This window comes from Sphingobium sp., assembly GCF_035511395.1.
Lineage (GTDB): Bacteria > Pseudomonadota > Alphaproteobacteria > Sphingomonadales > Sphingomonadaceae > Sphingobium.
Window position 1 is genome coordinate 23,800 of the sequence record NZ_DATKFP010000281.1, and the last position, 20,305, is coordinate 44,104.

At 64.2% G+C, this 20,305-nt stretch carries 14 protein-coding genes; 9 read left to right on the plus strand and 5 right to left on the minus strand.

From position 1 onward, the window contains the following. Positions 1–9 precede the first annotated feature (9 nt). Genes VMR39_RS20010 through VMR39_RS20025 form a run of 4 tightly spaced genes read left to right on the plus strand, consistent with a single transcriptional unit; the run spans position 10 to position 6,026 of the window. Positions 10–1,314, plus strand: coding sequence for a family 1 glycosylhydrolase (locus VMR39_RS20010; RefSeq protein WP_325418353.1), 1,305 nt, complete (start codon positions 10–12; stop codon positions 1,312–1,314). 13 nt (positions 1,315–1,327) lie between these two features. Beyond that, a complete protein-coding gene (locus VMR39_RS20015) occupies positions 1,328–2,236 on the plus strand; it encodes an alpha/beta hydrolase (protein ID WP_325418354.1) in 909 nt (302 codons plus the stop codon). Beyond that, positions 2,233–2,673, plus strand: coding sequence for a hypothetical protein (locus VMR39_RS20020; protein WP_325418355.1), 441 nt, complete (start codon positions 2,233–2,235; stop codon positions 2,671–2,673). Before VMR39_RS20015 ends, VMR39_RS20020 begins: the two co-directional genes overlap by 4 nt. Before the next feature lie 20 nt (positions 2,674–2,693). Further along, complete coding sequence (locus tag VMR39_RS20025; protein WP_325418356.1) at positions 2,694–6,026, plus strand: glycosyl hydrolase; 3,333 nt, start codon at positions 2,694–2,696, stop codon at positions 6,024–6,026. Between the two features lie 373 nt (positions 6,027–6,399). On the opposite strand, the gene VMR39_RS20030 is transcribed toward VMR39_RS20025, so the two are convergent. From VMR39_RS20030 to VMR39_RS20040, 3 genes are all read right to left on the minus strand, one after another. Beyond that, positions 6,400–9,564 (minus strand): hypothetical protein, encoded by a 3,165-nt coding sequence (locus VMR39_RS20030; protein ID WP_325418357.1) that lies wholly within the window; start codon positions 9,562–9,564, stop codon positions 6,400–6,402. Positions 9,565–9,577: 13 nt separating this feature from the next. After that, the gene (locus tag VMR39_RS20035) at positions 9,578–10,870 is read right to left on the minus strand and encodes a surface lipoprotein assembly modifier (RefSeq protein ID WP_325418358.1); all 1,293 of its coding nucleotides are present in this window, start codon (positions 10,868–10,870) and stop codon (positions 9,578–9,580) included. Between the two features lie 158 nt (positions 10,871–11,028). Beyond that, positions 11,029–13,905 carry a CHAT domain-containing tetratricopeptide repeat protein gene (locus VMR39_RS20040; RefSeq protein ID WP_325418359.1) on the minus strand — a complete coding sequence of 959 codons (2,877 nt, stop codon included), beginning with the start codon at positions 13,903–13,905 and terminating at the stop codon, positions 11,029–11,031. A gap of 227 nt (positions 13,906–14,132) precedes the next feature. Between VMR39_RS20040 and VMR39_RS20045 the strand changes: the two genes are divergently transcribed. The 5 genes from VMR39_RS20045 to VMR39_RS20065 are packed head-to-tail and all read left to right on the plus strand — an operon-like array spanning position 14,133 to position 18,291. Next, complete coding sequence (locus VMR39_RS20045) at positions 14,133–14,909, plus strand: hypothetical protein (RefSeq protein ID WP_325418360.1); 777 nt, start codon at positions 14,133–14,135, stop codon at positions 14,907–14,909. A gap of 12 nt (positions 14,910–14,921) precedes the next feature. Further along, complete coding sequence (locus VMR39_RS20050; protein ID WP_325418361.1) at positions 14,922–15,110, plus strand: hypothetical protein; 189 nt, start codon at positions 14,922–14,924, stop codon at positions 15,108–15,110. 36 nt (positions 15,111–15,146) lie between these two features. Beyond that, positions 15,147–15,584: a hypothetical protein gene (locus tag VMR39_RS20055; protein WP_325418362.1), complete on the plus strand. Its 438-nt coding sequence runs from the start codon at positions 15,147–15,149 to the stop codon at positions 15,582–15,584. 8 nt (positions 15,585–15,592) lie between these two features. Continuing rightward, a complete protein-coding gene (locus tag VMR39_RS20060; RefSeq protein ID WP_325418363.1) occupies positions 15,593–16,864 on the plus strand; it encodes a hypothetical protein in 1,272 nt (423 codons plus the stop codon). Further along, entirely contained in the window at positions 16,861–18,291 is a 1,431-nt protein-coding gene (locus VMR39_RS20065) for a hypothetical protein (RefSeq protein ID WP_325418364.1), read from the plus strand. The genes VMR39_RS20060 and VMR39_RS20065 overlap by 4 nt, the downstream gene beginning before the upstream one ends. A 7-nt stretch (positions 18,292–18,298) precedes the next feature. On the opposite strand, the gene VMR39_RS20070 is transcribed toward VMR39_RS20065, so the two are convergent. Both VMR39_RS20070 and VMR39_RS20075 read right to left on the minus strand, forming a co-directional pair. After that, a complete protein-coding gene (locus VMR39_RS20070) occupies positions 18,299–19,474 on the minus strand; it encodes a hypothetical protein (RefSeq protein WP_325418366.1) in 1,176 nt (391 codons plus the stop codon). Between the two features lies 1 nt (position 19,475). Continuing rightward, positions 19,476–20,305: GMC oxidoreductase (locus VMR39_RS20075; RefSeq protein ID WP_325418368.1), on the minus strand; the 830-nt coding region annotated here is incomplete at its 5' end.

A 20,305-nucleotide genomic window follows, 5' to 3' on the forward strand; every position in this document is an offset into this window, starting at 1 on the left:
GACGGACATATGCTGGACCGCAGAACCCTTCTGGCCACCGGCGCCGCGCTGATGGCTGCCCCCGCCTTGGCCGCGCGCAAGAGCGCCGACCCGGCCTTCCCCAAGGGTTTCCTGTGGGGCGCGGCGACCGCGCCGCACCAGATCGAGGGCAATAATATCGCCAGCGACCTCTGGTTTCTGGAAAACCAGCAGCCCACCGTCTTCACCCAGCCGTCGGGCGACGCCTGCAACAGCTTCGCGCTGTGGGAAACCGACCTTGATCTTGCCAGAGCGATGGGTCTCAACTGCTATCGCTTCGGCATCGAATGGGCGCGGATCGAGCCGGAAAAGGGCTTGTTCAGCCAAGCGATGCTCGATCATTACAAGGCGGTGATCGACGGCTGCCGCTCGCGCGGTCTGACCCCCGTCGTCACCTACAGTCATTTCACCGCGCCGCGCTGGTTCAGCGCGCAAGGCGGCTGGACCAACCCGGAAAGCGCGTCTCTCTTCGCCCGCTATTGCGACAAGGCGACCCGCGCGCTGGGGCAGGGGATCGACCGCGTCATCACCTTCAACGAACCCAATATCCTGCTGCTGCTGAAGCCGATGCTGCCCCAACAGGTCTGGGACATTCAGAAACTGACGCTGGAAACCGCGGCCAAGCGGCTGGGCGTACCCAAGTTCGTCAGCGCCAATGTCGCCGGCTTCGACGATCTGCCTGCGCTGCAAACCGGCCTCGCCGCCGCGCACAAGGCGGGCAAGGCCGCGATCAAGGCAGTGCGGCCCGACCTACCGGTCGGCATCTCGCTCGCCATGATGGACGATCAGGCGGTGGGCAAGGCGTCGGTGCGCGACCGGATGCGCGGCGAACTCTACGGCCAGTGGCTCGACATTGCGAAGGGCGACGATTTCATCGGGGTGCAGAATTACGAGCGCGCCCTCTGGGGCGACAAGGGTCGGCTGCCCGCGCCCAAGGGGTCGACCGTCAACTGGTCGGGCACCGAAGTCTGGGCGGGTTCGCTCGCCGGTGCCGTTCGCTACGCCCATGAAGCGACCGGCGTGCCGATCCTGGTGTCCGAACATGGCGTCGGCACGGAGGATGATGCGATCCGCGCGAAATTCATCCCCGAAGCGCTCGCCGGTCTCAAGGCGGCCATGGACGACGGCGTTCCGGTGCAGGGCTATTGCCACTGGTCGCTGCTCGACAATTTCGAATGGATCTTCGGCTACAAGCCCAAATTCGGGCTGCACAGCGTCGATCCCGTCACCTTCGTCCGCACGCCCAAGCCCAGCGCTGCCGTCTATGGTGCCATCGCCCGCCGCAACGCGCTCTAAGGAAGCATCCGCCATGAAGCGCCGTCTCCTAGCCGCCCTGTTGCTGCTCGCTGCCCCGGCGGCCGCGCAGATGCCCGTCCCGGTCCCGGCTCAGGCGCCGGCCGAACCCGATGCCATTCCGCTCTATCCGGACATGAAGGCGCCCAAAGGGTCGACCGAAAACTGGGTGCGGTTCGGCAAGGATCTGGCCGTCCGCAATGTCACCGTGCCGACCATCACCCCCGTCCTGCCTGATACTGCCAAGGCGACCGGCGCGGCGGTGGTGGTCGCGCCCGGCGGCGCCTTCATGTTGCTGGCGATGGACCATGAGGGCTGGAATATTGCCCGCTGGCTGGCCGATCATGGCGTCGCCGCCTTCGTCCTCAAATATCGGCTGAACCCGACCCCGGCCGATACCGCCGAAGCCTCCGCCTATATGGGCAAGCGCATGGCGGAGTCGCTACGCGATCCCGCCGCGCCGCCCTTGATCAAGGAACCGCGTGCGACCCTTGACGCATTGGCGGCGCTCAAGCTGGTGCGCGCAGACGCCGGAAAATGGGGCGTCGATGCGCAGAGAGTCGGCATGGTCGGCTTTTCCGCCGGCGCGATGACCACGCTCAACGCGGCGCTGGAAGGGAAGGGCGGCGACCGTCCGTCCTTTATCGGCTATATCTATGGTCCGATGCTGGCGCGGGAGGTGCCCGCCGACGCTCCGCCGATGTTCGCGGCCATCGCCAATGATGACAGCCTGTTCCCCAATCCCTCCTATGCGCTGGTCGAAAGCTGGCGGCGCGCCCATGTGCCGGTCGAACTCCATGCCTATGAGCGCGGCGACCACGGCTTCGGCATGGGCAAGCCGGACACCACGACCATGGGCCTGCTGCCGCAATATCTGTCATGGATGGAAATGCGCGGGCTTCTGAACCGGAAGACCGCGCCATGACGGCAGATATTTCGATCCGGCGGGAGGCGGCGATCAGCGTCGTCATCAACGGCGTGCTGAGCCTCGCCTTCTTCCTTGGCATGTTTGGGACTGCGCCGCGTCCGCTCGGCTGGATGGCGCCAGACAATCTGGCACTGGATTTCGTGCCGCAAAGCATTGCGGTCGCGCTGATGAGTGCGTTGGTGCCGGCGTTGGTCGCGCGAAAAACGCTGGGCAATGGGGCAGCGCTGCGGCCTATCCTGGTCCGTGCCGTCCTGTTTGCTCTGGCGGGCGGCCTTCTGGGCGGCTCGCTCGCCTTTTCGGTCGGCGCGACAGCCTTTCCGACTATCGGCTGGGGCGCGGCCCTGACCATCAAGATCGCCTATGGCGGCGCGCTCGGTGCGCTGGTCGCCACATTGGCATTGCGACGGCTGCTGTCGTCCGCTCGCGCGCTTTGATAAAAGAGGATCTCCCGCTGATGACATCCCGCACCCTTCGCATCGCCGCCCTGCTGGCCTGCACCGTCCTTGCCGCGCCCGCACTGGCGGATGAACTGGCTGATGGTTTCCGGAACCCGCCCCAGTCGGCGCGCCCACGCGTCTGGTGGCACTGGATGAACGGCAATGTGACCAAGGAGGGGATCGACAAGGATCTGGACTGGATGGCCCGCATGGGTATCGGCGGCATCCAGAATTTCGATGCGAGCCTGATGACGCCGCAGATCGTCAAGGATCGGTTGATCTACATGACCGACGGCTGGAAGGACGCGTTCCGCCATGCCGTCCAGACGGCCGATGCCAAGGGGCTGGAATTCGCCATCGCCGCCTCGCCGGGCTGGAGCGAGACGGGTGGTCCCTGGGTCAAGCCACAGGATGCGATGAAGAAGCTGGTCTGGAGCGAAACCGACCTGCTCGGTGGCCAGCGATTGAAGGGCGCGCTCCCCGCGCCGCCCGCCGTCACCGGTCCGTTCCAGAGCGCCAGGTTCAGCGATCCGCTGGCTGCCGGTGCCGAAAGTGGCGCGCTGCCCAGCTTCTATGCCGACGCCCGCGTCCTTGCCTATCCGGTCAGTGCCGCACCGCTGGCACAGCCGCGCGTGACGCAAGCCGATGGCAGCACGCTCGCCGCCGGGCCGCTGCTCGACAATGATCTGGAAACCGCGGCGCAGGTGGCCAAGGGCGACGCCGCAAATCCCGGTGCGCTGATTCTCGACTATGGCAGGCCCGTCACCATCCGGTCCGCCAGCCTGTTCGTACCCCATGCTCGCCCGCCCTTCGGCGATCCGGCCTATCGTCCGACGCTGGAGGCGGAGACGGCGCAGGGCTGGCAGCCGGTCGGTCGCTTCGCCCTGACCGAAGTGTCCGCGACGATCGGTTTCGCGCCCGTCACCGCGCGGCGTTTCCGACTGATCCTGTCGCCGAACGATGCGCCCAAATCTCCCGGACTGGGTGATGGCGCGCCCGGCGCGGTCATGATGGACGTCTTCGCCCGCCCCGACAGCCCGACGCTCGGCATCGGCGACCTGCGCCTCTCGTCGGAAGCGAAGATCCATCAATATGAAGCCAAGGCCGGCTATGCGATCGTCCCCGACTATAACCGGCTGAGCGACGACGTCGCGCCGTCCGCCCCGGCGATCGACCCGGCAAAGGTTATCGACCTGACCGATCGGCTGCGTCCCGATGGCACGCTGGACTGGACCGCGCCAAAGGGCGGCGACTGGCGCATCGTCCGCATGGGCTATTCGCTTACCGGCAAGACCAACCATCCCGCCACGCCAGAGGCTACGGGCCTTGAAGTCGACAAATATGACGCTGCCGCCGTCCGCCGCTATCTCGAAACCTATCTCGGCATGTATCGCGACACGGTGGGCGCGGACTGGATCGGCCGGAAGGGCATCCGCGCCCTGCTGACCGACAGTATCGAGGTCGGCGCATCCAACTGGACCCCGCGCGTGGTGGATGAGTTCAAGGCGCGGCGCGGCTATGATCCCGTGCCCTTCCTGCCTACGCTGACTGGCGCGGTGGTGGGGTCGGCGGCGCGTAGTGACGCCTTCCTCCATGACTATCGTCAGACGCTGGCCGATCTACTGGCCGACGCCCATTATGGCACGGTGGCGAAGGTCGCGCATGAAAATGGCCTGACCGTCTATGGCGAGGCGCTCGAAAATGGCCGCCCGGTTCTGGGCGACGATCTCGCCATGCGCGCCCATGCCGATGTGCCGATGGCCGCGATGTGGACCTTCAATCGCGGCGCGACCCCGCGACCGACCCTGATCGGCGACATGAAGGGCGCGGCCTCGGTCGCCCACATTTACGGCCAGAATATCGTCTCGGCCGAAAGCATGACCTCGGCCTTCGCGCCCTGGGCGTTCGCGCCATCGGACCTGAAGCGCGTCATCGACCTGGAGTTCGTATCAGGCGTCAACCGCCCGATCGTCCACACCTCGGTGCATCAGCCGGTGGACGACAAGCTACCGGGCCTCAGCCTCATGATCTTCGGCCAATATTTCAACCGGCATGAAAGCTGGGCGAACATGGCCAAGCCCTGGGTCGATTACATGTCGCGCACCGGCTATCTGCTCCAGCAGGGGCGCGACCATGCCGACCTCGCCTATTTCTACGGCGAGGATGCGCCGATCACCTCCCTGTTCGAACATGGCGTGCCGGCCGACCTGCCGACCCGCTACGCCTATGACTTCGTCAATGCCGACATCCTTGCCAACCGCATGCGCGTCGACAATGGGGAACTGGTCGCCGGCAATGCCCGCTATCGCGCGCTCTATCTTGGTGGATCGAGCCGGGTGATGACGCTGGCGACGCTGCAACGCATCGCTGCGCTGGCGGAGGCCGGCGCGACCGTCATCGGCGCCGCGCCCCAGCGCGCGCCCGGCCTTCAGGATGACGCCGCCGCCTTCAAGGCGCTGGCCGACCGTCTCTGGAGCGGCGGCCCGGTCGGCAAGGGCCGGGTCATCGCCAGCCAGGACGCCGAAGCCGCGCTCGCCAGCGCCGGCGTCGGCCCGGACTTCCGCATCACCGATGGTGCGGCGGATGCGGACTATCGCTTCCTTCATCGCAAGCTGACCGACGGCGACCTCTATTTCGTCAACAACCGGACCGAAAAGGCGGGACGGATCGAGGCGCGCTTCCGCGTGACCGGCAAGCAGCCCGAACTCTGGCGCGCGATCGACGGCTCGGCGGCACCGCTCTCCTACCGCACCGAAGGCGGCGAGACGGTGATCCCGCTCGATGTCGGGGCGGAGGATGCCTTCTTCATCCTGTTCCGCACGCCCGCGACGTTGCCCGCCGCCACGGTCGCCGCGAAGGCGATCCGCCCGGTCGCCACGCTCGCCAATCCCTGGACCGTCCGCTTCCAGCCCGGACGCGGCGCACCGGCGCAGATCGCGATGCCCACGCTCACACCGCTGGAAAGCAATGCCGACAAGGGTGTACGCTATTTTTCTGGTGAAGCGACTTACAGCAGCCGCTTCACCCTGCCCAAAGGCGTAAGGCCCGGCGCGCCGCTCTGGATCGATTTCGGCAGGATCGGCGACGTGGCGGAGGTGCGCGTCAACGGCCAGCCCGCCGGCACGACATGGTTCGCACCCTACCGCCTCGACATCGGCAAGCTGGTGAAGCCGGGCAATAACGCGCTGGAGGTCAAGGTCGCCAATCTCTGGGTCAATCGCCTGATCGGCGACCAGCAGCCCGGCGCGCAGAAAATCACCTTCACCGCCGCCCCGACCTACAAGCCCGACGCGCCGCTGCGCCCGTCCGGCCTGATCGGTCCCGTCACGTTGGAGGCGGAGGCGCGTTAGAGCGGTTTCCGATCCGATCGCATCGGCTGCTCCGGGCTTTTGGTTCACCGCGTTTCCGGGTCAGAAGCGGGCGGCGGGGACATTTCTGTCCTATTGGCGGCGGCCATGATAGCCTCGCGGGATCTGCAATCCCGTTCCTATGAAACGGGATTGCAGATCCCGTTCGGACATTCGCTTGGAATAGGAAATTTAATTTCCAACACCCGACCGGAAATATCAGGATCGGCGGGAAATGTGAGAAGTTAAGGGCGCAATCTCCTATTTCTGATCGGCTCCTTCGCTGCCCTGCGCCACATATTCTTACCGATCCCGCGCAAAGAGAATCCGCCATGACCGTCCGTGTCTCCACGCGGCACGGCAATCCCCCGGTCGGCTATTGCGACCGGCCACCCGCAAACACGCCACCAGCGATATAGCCGCCCGACTGGTTGATCGTGAACTGGCCGATCGTGCCTTGCGGGATCGCGCCGGCAGCCGCGTCCGAAGGGGTAATGAAGCTGCCGCTCACGGCCCCGATCTGGCTCGTCGTCCCGCTGTTGCGCAGCGCCCCGCTGAACGCGAAGCCTGTCGGCGCAGCGCCGGTCAGCGCCGTATAGTCGCGACTGTCGAACCGCATGTCGAACGTCCCGCGCCGATTGGCGAACGACCAGTCATGGGTAAAGCTGCCGCCGGCGAGATAGGTTGTCGTCCGCCCGGCATCCTGAACCGCGACATCGCCCAGGGCGCTACCCGAGTAGATGGCCTGTCCGCGCGCAGGCAGGGCGGCCGCCTCGACGATCGGCGCCGCGACCCATGGCGCGAAACTGGCGATTTGACCGCTGCCCGAACCCGCCGCCAGATCGCCGAGAAAGGCGCCCCATCGGGCATATTCGGGAACGGCGGCATCGAATGTGCCAAGTGGATCGTCATTCCCCTGAAACGGCGCGAGGAAGCCAGAAGAGATCAGCACCCCGTCGATCGCCGTGTCCTCGGGCGAGAAGGCAAGGAAGCGATCACGGGAAATGAATGCGCCATTATCGGCCCCGCCAAAGGTGAAGCTTCCTGCCGGTGCATTCACAACTGTGCGGGGCGAAAGGGTTGCGGCAACCATGTCGTTCGCAATTTCCAATGTCAGATTGCCGCTGTCGATGCCATCGAGCCAGGCCAGCTCACCTGAATTGCCGATCTGGACGACGCCTGCGAGATAGCCGTTGAACCGCCCGCCCGTGCGATCCAGTTCCGCCACACCCTGCGTTCCGATGCCCTGGGCCAGGCGCAGAAGCCCCTCGTCGCCGCCGGGGGCCTGGGCATTGAACAGGATATAGCCTGCCCGTCCCTGTGATTGAGTATTGGAGGCCCGGTCATTCGGGTCGACCTGGCGAAGGTTCGGGTTGCCGCCGCCCGACGCAAGCACATCCCATGTGGCATGGTAGATGGAGGCGTTCCCGCCATTGCCATCGACCGCCCCAAGGGTGCGCCCGATCGTGCCGGCAAACTGCCGCCGCCCGGCTTCGCGCGTCCCGGAACCGGCAGCGGTCGGACGGCCGTCCGCATCATAATAGTCGGTGTAGGTCAGATCGCCGATGGCCGCGCCGATGCTCAGTCCGGTGATACGCCCCGCGTCGAGATTGTAGGTGAAATCGGCATGCGCGACTTTCGCCGTATCCCCGGATGCCGGCGTAACCACATAGGCTGTCGCGTCTTCCCTTCCCAGCATGCCTGAAGACGGCGTGCCGGGGAAAAATGCCCTGAATTGAACCGGCCCGTCCGCCTCGCCAAATCCGGTCAGACCGGGCGTCAGGAAGAATGTGTCGACAGACGCACGGTCCTGGGCGGGACGGGCCGCCACGTCTCCCGCTGCGAAGAAATATTCATACCCATTGCAGGCCGTCAGGGCGCAGTCGGATGTGATCGGGCCGGATGCTATTTCGTCTATCTGCACGGCCAGGAAGTTTTCGGGGAGCCTGTCGATGAGCAGAAATTCCACGGCGGCAAGTGGCCCGCTTTGCGTAACCGGCGTCGTAGCGTCGGTGACGCCCCGATAGCCGCGGAATCCCGCTTGCACCAACGAGACGGAGGCCGATCCGAACGGCGTACTCTGGAAAATATCTCTGGTATTATCCGTCGGCAGAGATTTTTCGACCAGATAGGAGAAGAGAACGCCATCATCCTGACTGGTGAAGCCCAGCCGGGATTGTTGAGCGGACATGAAGGAGTCGATCCTGAACTTGAACGATCCGTCCGATCCGAAGTCGGCGACCGATGCTTGCTTCGATTGGACGGAAGCGTTGCCGAGTGGATTGCCGTCATCGTCATTTATATCCGATGATCCGGAAACGGTGCGGCCGAAGTCATCATCCAGCCGTTCCTGTTTCGAGTCAAAAATCGCCAGCATCGGAACCAGGCGCTCTACGGTGACATCAAATATATTGCCGTCGCTGTCCGTGAATGGCTGTTTGAAATCGTCGAGCGAGAAAGCATAGACCGAGTTTGGAACGGCTCCACTGAGCGGCGTCCCGTTACCCGACAGGCCTTGCAATATGGCAGGGCCGACTGCTCCGCCCTTCGCCATGACAAGCGACACCGATGCGCCCGCTGCCCTCTGCTGTTCGCCGGCAGTGCGCTGAAAGGTCGTGAAGATATTGGCCTGCGACTGACTGCATGCCGTCGCCACGCCGCCACTGGTACAGGCAAGTCCTCTGGCAGGGGAGAATGCCGGATCCTGAAAGATCGTCTGGGTCGCGGGGCCTCTCAATATCGACGCGTTATTGATGGTCGGCAGGTCCGGATCGAAGATCGGTTCGCCAAGGATCTCCGTAGCGGGCGGCAGTCCGCCGTTGATCGACCCGGACGCGATCCGGGAGGCGGCCGGACCCAATTCCAGTCTCGCCAGTTCCGTCCCCTGCCGAAGGTCGCGGGCATCGCCCTCAAGCGGGGCGTTCGTCATCGTCGCGGCAGAACCGCCACCGGTGGAAGCCATGCCCGGATTCAGCGTTTCCATCGCGGTCCGCAGGCTGGTTGTCGCATAGCGCCGGATCGAACCTGGATCGTCTCCACCCAGCATCATGGCATATCCGGGGCGCTCGATCCTGCTTCTGTCTCCATTGATGGAGATTTCGGCAGTATGCCCGACGAGAAGCACGATCCCGGCGGTTTGCGGCCGCAAATCGACCAATATGGCGTCGCCTTTGCCGAGCCGGACTTCGGCTTGCCCCGCAACGATATGCAGGTCGTTCGACGCCGCCGTTTCCCCTGCGGCTAAGCGAGCGACGCCGGACTGGAATGTCATGGCCAGTCGTCCCGCCTTGTCCTGCCACAGATAGTTTTCAATCCGCAGCGAGGCGCCGGCCGCCAGCGTCACCGACGTGCCATCGCTGAAGACCAGTTCGACCGTTTCGCCGGGCGAAGCGATGACGTCACGCGCCGTGGCGTCGCTTACATAGGTGGTGCGGATGCTCGTCTCGCCGATCCTGACGACCTGATCAGACAACTGCTGCGCTGACGCAGGCATGGCCAACGCAAGGTGGAGACCAACCGCCACCGTCAAATGCTGTTTCATCGTCGTTTCTCCTTCAGAAACGCAGTTGAACCTCCATCCGCGCGACCTTGTTCTGGTAATCGTAAAGTGCGAGCCGGGACGCATTGTCTATCCATGTTCCGCTCAGCACCACCGCGACACGCTTTCCGACAGGCATGCTGAGCGCGACCGTGGCTTCGACGCGATCATCCGCGCGGCGCGTATCGGGATCGATCGTGGGGTCCGGCGCCTCATAGTCTGCACGCAGGTAGAGCGCGTTCGCGCTGAGCGCGAGAGGGCCAGGCAGGTGTCTTGTCGGCAGGGCGTAGGTGGCGCCTGCACTTGCTCCATATCGATCATAGGATTGATAGGCGGCGTCAGCGTCGTCGTGGCGACCGACCAGGCCTGCGCGCAACAACAATCGCGGTGAGGCAATGATATTGAGATCCAGCGTTCCCGTGAAGGCATGCCCGGTCCGGTCGGCGAGGAAGCGGTCCGGAGACGTTTGATAATCCTCGCGTATATATTCGACCGATGCGGCCAAAAGGACACGGCTGTTGAGCGTGCTGCGCAGGTTGACGCCCCCGCCATAGGTCAGCAGATAATCATCGCCACCCAGGCGCTGGTAGCTTGCCGTCCCGAACGGCCGGATCGAGTGAGACGTCGTGCCCGGTCGGGACAGGAAGAAGCGGGGGCCAATGCGTACTGCCGCAATCTGGTAGTTAAGATCGTCGCGGTCGGCATAGCTGCTCGAATAGAGATCGAGGTCCGTTTCCAGCAGGTGGCCCCGCTGCGATCCCAGGCCGACAGCGTAGGTTATCGAAACCTGCCCGGTGAACGACATGTCCGCATCGCGCATGCTGGTTGCATCGAGGGTCGCGGGAAGCCCGAACAACAATATATTTGCACTGGCCGGCCCTGCGTTGGCGTTGCTCTCGTAACGTGCGCCGATCGCCAGGACGCCGGTCAAGAAGCTGTTGCTCATTGCGCTGGCGGCTTGCGCCCGGGCTTCCAGCGCGCGGGCGCGGATGGCAGGCGGCATGGCGGGGGCGGCGAGGGCAGCGTCGAGATGATAGGCTGCAAGTTGTGGGGAGCCAGCCTGCAGATACAGGATGCCGAGTTCGAACCGGATATTGGGGAGGTTGGGACTGAGCAGGAGAAGACGTTCGAGATTCGCTATCGCGGCCGCCACATTTCCGGCTTCCGCAGCCTGACGGGCTGCGCGATAGACGATCGCCACGTCGTCGCTTGAAGGGGCTGGTTGCTCGACCGCCTGAGCATGAGCATCGGCCTCTGCCAGAAGCATCGTCGCACAACATAAAGCCAGCCAGCTGGCAGAAGAGTTCATCGATACCGCCCCCTTGTTGGGGAGCGAACTATAAAGGAATTATGGGGTCATGATTGAATGATTATCGAATGAATATTCTCGACCGTTGTCGAAAGCATCGCAATCTCGCCTGCTAATTTACCAAGATTGAGGCATTAATTTGCACGGATCACAGACGCTCACGGATCGCCGACTATAAAGAGCGACCCCCACATGGATGGTTCTTTCAGGACCGACACCTGTCCGATCAGCATAGTTTCCATTGCCGCGCGCAACGCTTCGGCCTTTCCGGGTGGGTCGGGCGCGGACAGGGTCCGCAGCACCTCCGACGTCAATCGGGTGGCTGCCTGCGGCTTGATGGGCCAGCCGCTGACCATCAAGGCCCGCGCCCCGGCGGCGAAAAAGGCGCGGGACAGACCGGATAATCCGTCGGCATTGAAGCTGCCGTCCCCCGCGGCCGTGTCGCAGGCGGACAGGATGACGAGGTCCGCGTTCAGCTTCAGCCTCGCGACTTCGCTGGCGGTCAGCAATCCGTCATCGGTCGGGCTTGGCGCATCCGGCGGGGTCATGACCAGGCCCGGCTCGGCGAGATGGGAGAATTGCCCTGCGACCAGACCATGGGTGACGAAGGCCATGACCTTGTATTGATCGAGCGCGGTCGCGTGGAGCCGGGTTTCCGTTGCTTTCTCACCCGGAAGCAGGTCGGCAGGAGGCTTCTCGAAATTGGCGGCCATCGTTTCCAGCTGTTGCGCGCCGTTCGATATGGGTTCGAGTGCGCGAATGTCCGACGGATCGATGGCGACCCGCATCCGCGCCATCAGCCGCCTCATCGCGCTGGCCTGCGTAGTGGCGCTGCCTTGCAGGATCGGCGCGCCGATACCGAGGAAGGGGAGGGGCGCGATCCGGACGGCACGCGGTTGACGCAGCGCCACCAGGCTTCCAGGCGATGGAACCATGGCCGTGGCGATATGGTGCCTGACCAGGAAATCCAGTCGGTCCGGTTCGGTCTGGCCGGCGGGGTCGGTCGCGACCAATATGGCGAGCGGCAGCGCTTCGGCCTGTCGATCCAGCGAGTAGACGAGGGTGCGGACATCCGCGAGTTGCCCGGCAAATGGGTGCAGGACAGCCTGATGGATGTGAAAGGCGCTGCTGGCGTCGAAGGGCGGCGCCAGTCCGTCCTGCTTATAGCCGAGGCTGGCGCGCAGTGCCTGCACGAGGCGGCGCAGCGCAGCGCCAGCCACATCCGTGCGGGCATAATGCAGGTCCGGGTCGTCGGCCTTCACCAGCCACAAATGGGTCGCCCGCTCCGTCGTCGCCTGCATCAGAAAGGCTTCCCCCGGCCGCAGCGCCTTGCGCAGTTCGGCCGCACTCACAAGGTCGGACCGCGCAGAGGCGAAGTCGGGGGCCGCGGCGCCGATCTGCTGGTCCAGATCGTCCAGCCTGGCGCTCAGTTCGCGGCGCCGACCCGACAGATCGAGCCGGTTCGGCGGGGCATTGGCCGGCCCGGAAAGATAGGCTTCATCCTCGCGGGCGATGGCGTCGGCCAACTGTGCCGAAACCTCGGCCCGCTGGTCCAGCAATGGACGAAGTTGCGGTGACATCTCCGCGGACTGAGCCAGATGGCGCAGCAGGGCGGAACTGGTCTTCCCGCGATGAAGATTCTGCGCGGTAACAAAGGCCTCGTCGCGCGTCATCGCGGCTTTGCCGCCCACCTGATAGGCGATGTCGAGATAGCGTTCGTAGATCAGCCGATTGCTGACCTGTTCGCTGAGCGCCGGGGCGAGGCTGGTCGTGAAGCGCTCCAGGCTGGTGCCGCGCGCCCTGATGATGTCGCGCGCGCGCGTCGCCAGCGCGAGCGCCTGCCGCCCATCGCCCATCGCCAGCAGCGCCTCGGCTCTCAGGCTGATGGCCTCGGCCAGTTGGGGCGAACCCGGATCCTGCCGTTCCAATATGGCCTGTGCGGTTCGGCCGTAATTTTCGGCGACCTGCGGTGCGTCTCGCTTCATCGAGATTTTCGCGAGTTGCATGAGGGACGGGGGCAGGTCGGGCGAGCCGTCCCCCCGCGCGCGAGTGATGGCGCTGGCCGCCTCGCGGAAACTCTCGAACGCGGCGTTCAGGTCACCCCTTCCCATTTCGGCGAAGCCGAGGGCGGACGAAGCGAGGCCCCGATCATAATCCTTGTCGGCAGCCAAGCTGTCTCGCGCCTGCTGCGCGTTGCAAGCCGCTTCGGCAAAGTCGCCCGTGGCCGTCAGCAGTCGCGCCTGCTCGATCCGGACCCGGGCCACCTGTATCGAACCGCTTCCCCAGGATCGTGCCGCGGCTGCCACCGCCCGGTCGAAACTGACATTGGCGCGCTCGAAATCGCCCGACAGAAATTCGGCGTTGGCGAGTCCGACCATCGGCGAATGCAGCCTGCTCTCGCTGGTCCCGCCTTGTTCGAACAGGGAAAGGGCCTCTTCATAGGCTTTTCGGGCGTTCACGCCATCGCCGCGCACCAGCAACTGGTTGCCCTGGACTTCCCGTATCTGCGCGAGCAACAGCTTGTACCCGCCTCGCAGCGCCAACTGGCTGGCCGTTTCCAGATGCGCTGTCGCCTCCTGAGACATTGCACGGGCATTTTCGCTCCGTGCAAGGGCGAGCAGCGCAGCGATATGGGTGGTTGCGCCATAGGCGGCGGTACCAAGGATGCCTGCGGCGCGCGAAGCCGTCGCCTCCGCCTCATCACTTGCGCCGGCGCGCAACAACGCGATCGCGAGGTCCACCTCCAGAAAGGCGACCTGCCGCTGATCTGATCCGCTGAATCCGGCCCGGTCGCGTTCTGCTTTCAGGAGGGCGATCGCCTCCTGCGGCCTTCCTTGCGCGACCAACTGCCGCGACAGCTTTTGCGCCCGTCCGACCCTTTCCACGCCATTGCTTGCGGACAATTCGAACAGGGCCTGATCAATGTCCGGCCGGCTGGAGGGCGGCGCAGGCGAGAACGGTGGCGGTTCACAGGCAAGAATTCTCGCAGGGATACAGGCCACGGATAAGGCCAGCGGCAGGATTTTTTTGATCATGGCATGATTAAATCCGCGATATCATGCGCATAGGGATTTACCTTTAATAGAATGAAAGAAAAATTGTATATTCTGTATCATGATTGCGATTGAGTCGTGAAACACACTTCATGGTGATGTTTGAAATGCGATCCTCCTTTTCTCTTCTGAACGTCTTCACTCTCGCAATTGCCCTCATGTGCAGCACCCCGTCGGTCCAGGCGCAATCCGGTCAGGCCCGTCCGAGGATGAGTGCCGCGGATCAGACCTGCGTCGAGGCATGGGCCGCGGCCCGCCGGGCAGGCACGCTGGATGCGATCCGGTCGTTCATCGCCAGCCATCCGGAATGTGCAAGGGAAGTCGAGGATGCGCGCCTGACCCTGGAAATCGCGGGGACGCCGACGATGGGAGGAGGACAGGGTAGCAGCCAGAACCGCTTTTCTGCCGTCGGCCGCATCCTGCCGCCGGCGATGCCGCTCGCGTCGGAAGGCGGGGGCTATGGCATCATCCTGATCAATCGCGCTGGCCCGCGTAACAGACAGGCGTGCGAGGCGATGCGCAGGGTTCTGACGTTCGAGGTCGCGCCCGTCGACGGGCGGGCTGACGCTGTCGACGGGATATTCCTCTACCGGCGTCCCATCTATTGGCCCGTGACCCGCGCTCCCGATCGGGTGACGTGCGAAACCCTGCTGCGCAGCTATGACTTCGATCGGGCCTGGTCCAACGTACCCGATCCCGACCGTATGGCCGGGGCAGGGCCGTTCGTCATGATCATCCGGGAAGACCGGGAGATGATGGCGCTGTTCGACTTTTCGGCCTTGCCGGCCGACGAATTCGACCGGCAATTTGATGCGGTCGTCAAATATATGTCCCGCAATCCGGCGATCTGGAAGCAGGCCTATTACAAGAAGGCAAATCTGCGGCAGCAGATGCGGAAGTTCGTCGGCGAGGATCTGGGCAATGTCGCCCTCGTCGTCTCCCGCCTCGTGCCGATCCCCACCGCTTCGGCCTCAACCGTAAAGTGAGGAGCAACGTAGATGGATGTCTTCAAGAGCCTTGCCGACTGGCGGACCGCGCTGGCCTTTCTGCTAGGCCTGCTGCTGTCCGCCTGGCTCAGCCCTTTGCCCATCGCATCGATCATCCTCCTTTTCGTCGCTTGTTTCGCCCTTGTCTATCTGGTGGCTGCGATCGTGGGGAAACTGCACGCGCTCTGGCGAAGGCGATGAGGGAGCATATCGAAAAACGGATTTGGGAGAGATGCCATGACACAGACGGTTTCCGATTGGCTCAAAATGTCGCAAGCGGAACTCGACACGCTTTTTTCCGCCCATGACGCCGGCCCGATTCCGGACGGAGAGGCCAAAGGGACGGCCATCATCGTACCGGGCACGACCTTTTCCGACGAGATCGCCAAAGTGATCAACATCTTCGCATGGCAGGGCAAGCTGTTCGACGCCGATCGGGGCTTTCTGCGCAACACGATCCTGCCCTTCGGGCTGAAGGCGATCGTCGCGAAAGTGTACAAGGAACCAAGCTGGCTCGACGGCAAGGAATGCATCGTCCTCGATTATTCCGAAACCTCGCTGCTGGCCTCGCATATTCGCGACGAAATCCGGATGATCCAGCCGGGCCTGTATCTGGGCAAGGTCTATTGGGATAAAAGGCGCCTGATCGACTTCGCGCTTGAGTTTGACGGGTGAATGCGGCGGTGGTCCGGCAAGGCCACCTCTTCGTCGCCGCGCCGATCCGCCGGGGGCTGCGCGATGATCTCGAAAGCCTTCTGGCGACGATGACGCATGCGCCGGGCCAGGCCGACCCCGACAATGCGCTGCTTCCCTTCGGGCAATTGGAGCAGCTTCATGTCGCACGCTTCGTTCTGCTCGACGATCCCTCGCTGCCCGACCGGATCGCGCTGGCCGAAAGCCTGCCGATCCATGAACCCGTCCGGCTCGCCTTCGTGGCGGATTTCGACGGTGACGAGGATGATTTCGTTCGGGCGATCACCGAGCTGGCGGCCACAGGGCTGAGGCAAATCTTCTCCTGTTGTATCGACTTTGATGACGACACCGACCTGATCCAATGGATGCGCCGCCACGCGGTGCGCTCGGCCGCCAATTACATCAACTGGCCCGGTCGCGGCACAAGGCAGATCGCCGAGGAAGTGGCCCTGCATCGGATATTGCGCGCGGTGCGGATCGCCCATGACGGAACCGCGCCCGAAGCGCTCTGGCCGAAGCTGGCGGAAGCTGGGCGGGCCGTTCCTCTCACGCCCTTGGACCGCCCCGGCATCGCGTCGAGACTGCGCGATTTTGGCCATTTCCTGCTGCTCCCTGTCATCGGGCTGGTCCTGCTGCCGCTGATCCTGATCGGTCTTGTTCCCTTCATCCTCCTTCTGCGCCACCGCGAGCGCACCGATCCCATCCTCGCGCCGGTCCCTGATCGCGCGCGCAATCGCCTGCTTTCGGCGCAGGAGGATCATGACATCACCAACCAATATGGCGCGATCGGCTCGCTCAAGCCGGGACTGTTCCGCCGCTGGCTGACGATTGCGATCCTCTGGGTGATTGGCTGGGGCGCGCGCCATATCTATCGCAAGGGGCGGCTGGCGCGGGTCAACACCATCCATTTTGCAAGCTGGACCTTCCTCGACGATCGCCGGCGCGTCTATTTCGCCAGCAATTATGACGGCAGCCGCGAAGCCTATAATGACGATTTCATCAACAAGGTGGCATTCGGCCTCAACCTCTCCTTTTCCAATGGCCTCGGCTACCCGCGCACCGACTGGCTGATCCTGGGCGGCGCGCGCCATGAACAGGATTTCAAGCGCTATCTCTTCCACCACCAGATCCCCACCCAGGTCTGGTACAAGGCGTTTCCCGGCCTATCCAACTACGACATGGCGCGAAACGCCCGCATTCGCGCGGGGTTCGAGGCCGCGCCGGTCGGGGCGGCGCTGCGCCGCTGGATTGCGGAAATATGAGCGGCAGGCATGACTTCGCGCCGGAGGATGCGCAGGCGCTGGTCGAACGCGGCTTTGGCTCGTTGCACGGCGCGCGCTATGTGCTGCTGCGCGTCGGCGACGCACCCGGCGACGCGCGGGAGGCGAGGCTGTGGTTGCGCAGCCTGACCGTCACAAGCCTGGCGGCGGCGAAGGTCGGTCGACTCAAGCAGGTGAGTCAGATCGCCTTTACGGCCGCCGGACTGCGCGCGCTGGACGTGCCGGTCGACGGCATCCCCGGCTTCGCCCCGGAGTTTCTCGACGGGCTGGCGGGCGATCCGTCCCGGTCTCGCAGGCTGGGCGATGTCGGACCGAACGATCCGTCCTACTGGCGCTGGGGGTATGGCGCGGCAGAGCCGCATATGCTGCTGATCCTGCTGGCGGAGGAGGACGCCATAGAGGATCATCTGGCGCAGACGCTGGAGTCGATGCCGCACGCGGCCTGCACGCTGGTCGCCATCAACGCCGCCAGCACCCATGTCGATCGCGAGCCATTCGGTTTCGTGGATGGTATTTCGCAGCCGAATGTGGACTGGGGCGGAACGCTTCGGCCCGGCGGCGCGAAAGACCGGCTCTATCGGGACCGTATCGCACTGGGCGAATTTGTGCTGGGCTATCCCAACGAATATGGTTTCGTTGCCGACTATCCGGTCGCCGATGGCATCGGCCGAAACGGCACCTATCTCGTCTATCGCCAGCTGAAGCAGGATGTCGCCGGCTTCTGGGGCTGGATCGCGGAGCAGGCGGGCAGGAACAAGGCGATTGCCCTGGCCGAACTGATGGTCGGTCGGCGCATCGATGGCGATCCTCTCCCGGCATTGGAGCAGGCGGGGAAGGGACGGAACGGATTCCTGTTCGGCGCGGACCCTGACGGGATCGCCTGCCCGATCGGCGCGCATATTCGCCGCGCCAACCCCCGCAATGGCGACGACCCGCAAGGCAGGCAGGGTTTCCTCAACGATATCCTCTCTTCTCTGGGTCTCAAGGGCACGGCCGTGCATGATGCCGTCGCCTCGGCGCGCTTCCATCGTCTGCTCCGGCGTGGTCGGCCCTATGGTCCGGTACCGGACCCGTGGGCGAGCATGATGCCGGCGGTCTCCCCGGACCTCGTGGAAGAAAGCGGTCTGCATTTCATCTGCCTCAACGCCAGCCTCGCGCGGCAGTTCGAATTCGTGCAGGGTAGCTGGATTTCCAGCCCCTATTTTGCCGGACTGTCGGGGGAGCAGGATCCGCTGCTGGGCAATCGCTGCCCGGCGAATGGGGGCCTGCCGACCGATGCCTTCGCCTGCCATGATGCAAGCGGCAACCCACGTCTTTTCTCCAGTATGCCACATTTCGTGACCGTCGTCGGCGGCGCCTATTTCTTCCTGCCGGGCATTGCCGGTCTCTCGCGCATCCTGCGCGACTGACGCAGGGTCAGCCGAAGCGTTCCGCTCCTGTCGGCTCGACATGCATCTCGCCATTCTTGCCCTGCCGATAGCGCGACATTTCCAGATAGAGCCGTCGGCGCGCCCGGTTCTGATTGCCGAGCGGCCGGTGTTCAGCCAGGCAGTGCCAGGGATTCCAGGTCAGCTGGCGGGCGAAGGCAAATTGCTGCGCGGACTGGAATTCCTGCGCCGGGATGATGATCTGCGCGACGGGAATATAGGGTGTCTTCGCCGGATCCCACAACACCGCGCCCTGTTCGATCGGCTGGAGGAATGGATCCTGCTGCAACCGCACGCGCATTTCGAAGCGCGCATCGCCGGCCCGCAGTGATGCGGCCAGATTGTCCCGCAGATAATTGTCACGCGGCCGCAGCGGCAGACGCGGGATGCGGGTATCGATCTTGCCGATCGGGTGAAAGCTGTACTGCATCGCCTGCCCCTCGCCGAGCAGATAGGGCGTGCAGGAAAAATAGTCATTGGCCAGCGGATTGGCGAGCGTGCGGTTCCACAGGGCCTGCATGATGAAATCGCGGACATGCGGGCGCTTGAAATTAAGGAAATACCACACGGCCATCTCGCGCCGGCTCCAATATTGCAGATGCGCGTTTTCGCGCGTGTCAGGCGTGGGGAAGGTGATGACGGTGACGGATGTGAGATCCTGCGTGTGACGCTCATCCTCCATAAGTTTGGCGCCGGGTACATCCATAAGCTTCACGCTCATGCTGCCGAAGCCGACATCGTCAATGTCCGGCTCGACATGTGGGCCGGGATTGGAAAAGCGGATCCACGCCGGGAAGCTGCGCTCGGTGGCAAAGATGCCATGCCGCACATGGGCGGGCAGGTCGGGCAGGACGGTGAAGATGCCGTGAACCAGCCCATGGGTCTTGGTGTTGCCGGCGCGCTCATAATGGCCGGGCGTGAAGTCCAGATCGAGATGGTGCTGCATTTCGGCGATGATCGCGTCGAGGCTGATGTCTTCGTCGGGCGCGATCCGCTCTCCCGCGATCGGCGGCACATCGCGATCGCGCGTCAGGTTGATCGTCCAGTTGAAGAAGCGCGTCAGCGACATGCGGAGCGGCCGGTCGACCAGCGGCCGGAAGAAAGGATCGAAACGCCGCTCGGCGTGAAGGCCAAGCTCCAGCAGGCGATGCAGGAAATGCAGCATCTCAGTCGTCCTTTCGCTGATTCGGCGCGGGACTGGCGCGGAGAATGTCGGCGGCGAGCTTCTCCGCCGCGAAATAGATCGGCGCAGCGATGAAGAGGCCCGGAATGCGCGGAAAGATCGCGGCATCGACGACACGCAGCCGCTCTATGCCATGAACCCGTCCTGCCGCATCGAGCACCGGCCCGATCGCCGCCGTCCCGCAGGCATGATGTCCCCAGGCGTTTGCTCGCACCCAATCGCGCAGCACCGGGCCGTCCAGCCCCGGTCCCGGCAATTCCTCTTCGGCGATGACTCCGCGTGCGATCAGCGGTTGCGCAAGCGCGCGCGCCATGTCCACGCCTTCGACCAGCCCGGCCAGATCCTCTTCGCCCTTCTCCTCGAAATAGGCGAAGTCGATGTCGGGCACGTCGCGCGGATCGGCTGATGCTAGCCTGACCTGCCCCGCCCGGTTTCCGGTCTGGCCCTTGAGGATGGTCCAGCTGAACCCGTCCAGCCCCTCCATCAGCGCTTTGGCATAGTCCGGATAATAGCCTTTGAACCGCGCCATCAATCCCATGAGAAACAGATCGGGCGTCCTGTCGCGCGCGCCGCTGGATCGACGCAGCGCCGCCAGCGCGGCGCCGTTCGAGATATACATGCCCCGGCCTTGCCGCCATGCCCGGTGCAGCGGATCGCCCGGCGCGAACCGGGCGCCCTTCAGCGAACGCCAGGGCCGCCGCATCCGATGCACCAGGCTTATCTCATACCGGTCCTGAAGGTTGCGGCCGACGTCGGGCAGGTCGACACGCGATACGATGCCATGATCTGCAAGATGCGCAGCCTCGCCGATGC

What these genes read in the sequence shown, in the direction of transcription:
- VMR39_RS20015 (WP_325418354.1), top strand. Translation starts at nt 1,328, where the DNA reads ATGAAGCGCCGTCTCCTAGCCGCCCTGTTGCTGCTCGCTGCCCCGGCG.
- VMR39_RS20045 (WP_325418360.1), top strand. Translation starts at nt 14,133, where the DNA reads ATGAGTGCCGCGGATCAGACCTGCGTCGAGGCATGGGCCGCGGCCCGC.
- VMR39_RS20030 (WP_325418357.1), bottom strand. Translation starts at nt 9,564, where the DNA reads ATGAAACAGCATTTGACGGTGGCGGTTGGTCTCCACCTTGCGTTGGCC.
- VMR39_RS20070 (WP_325418366.1), bottom strand. Translation starts at nt 19,474, where the DNA reads ATGCTGCATTTCCTGCATCGCCTGCTGGAGCTTGGCCTTCACGCCGAG.
- VMR39_RS20020 (WP_325418355.1), top strand. Translation starts at nt 2,233, where the DNA reads ATGACGGCAGATATTTCGATCCGGCGGGAGGCGGCGATCAGCGTCGTC.
- VMR39_RS20035 (WP_325418358.1), bottom strand. Translation starts at nt 10,870, where the DNA reads ATGAACTCTTCTGCCAGCTGGCTGGCTTTATGTTGTGCGACGATGCTT.
- VMR39_RS20050 (WP_325418361.1), top strand. Translation starts at nt 14,922, where the DNA reads ATGGATGTCTTCAAGAGCCTTGCCGACTGGCGGACCGCGCTGGCCTTT.
- VMR39_RS20040 (WP_325418359.1), bottom strand. Translation starts at nt 13,905, where the DNA reads ATGATCAAAAAAATCCTGCCGCTGGCCTTATCCGTGGCCTGTATCCCT.
- VMR39_RS20055 (WP_325418362.1), top strand. Translation starts at nt 15,147, where the DNA reads ATGACACAGACGGTTTCCGATTGGCTCAAAATGTCGCAAGCGGAACTC.
- VMR39_RS20010 (WP_325418353.1), top strand. Translation starts at nt 10, where the DNA reads ATGCTGGACCGCAGAACCCTTCTGGCCACCGGCGCCGCGCTGATGGCT.
- VMR39_RS20025 (WP_325418356.1), top strand. Translation starts at nt 2,694, where the DNA reads ATGACATCCCGCACCCTTCGCATCGCCGCCCTGCTGGCCTGCACCGTC.
- VMR39_RS20065 (WP_325418364.1), top strand. Translation starts at nt 16,861, where the DNA reads ATGAGCGGCAGGCATGACTTCGCGCCGGAGGATGCGCAGGCGCTGGTC.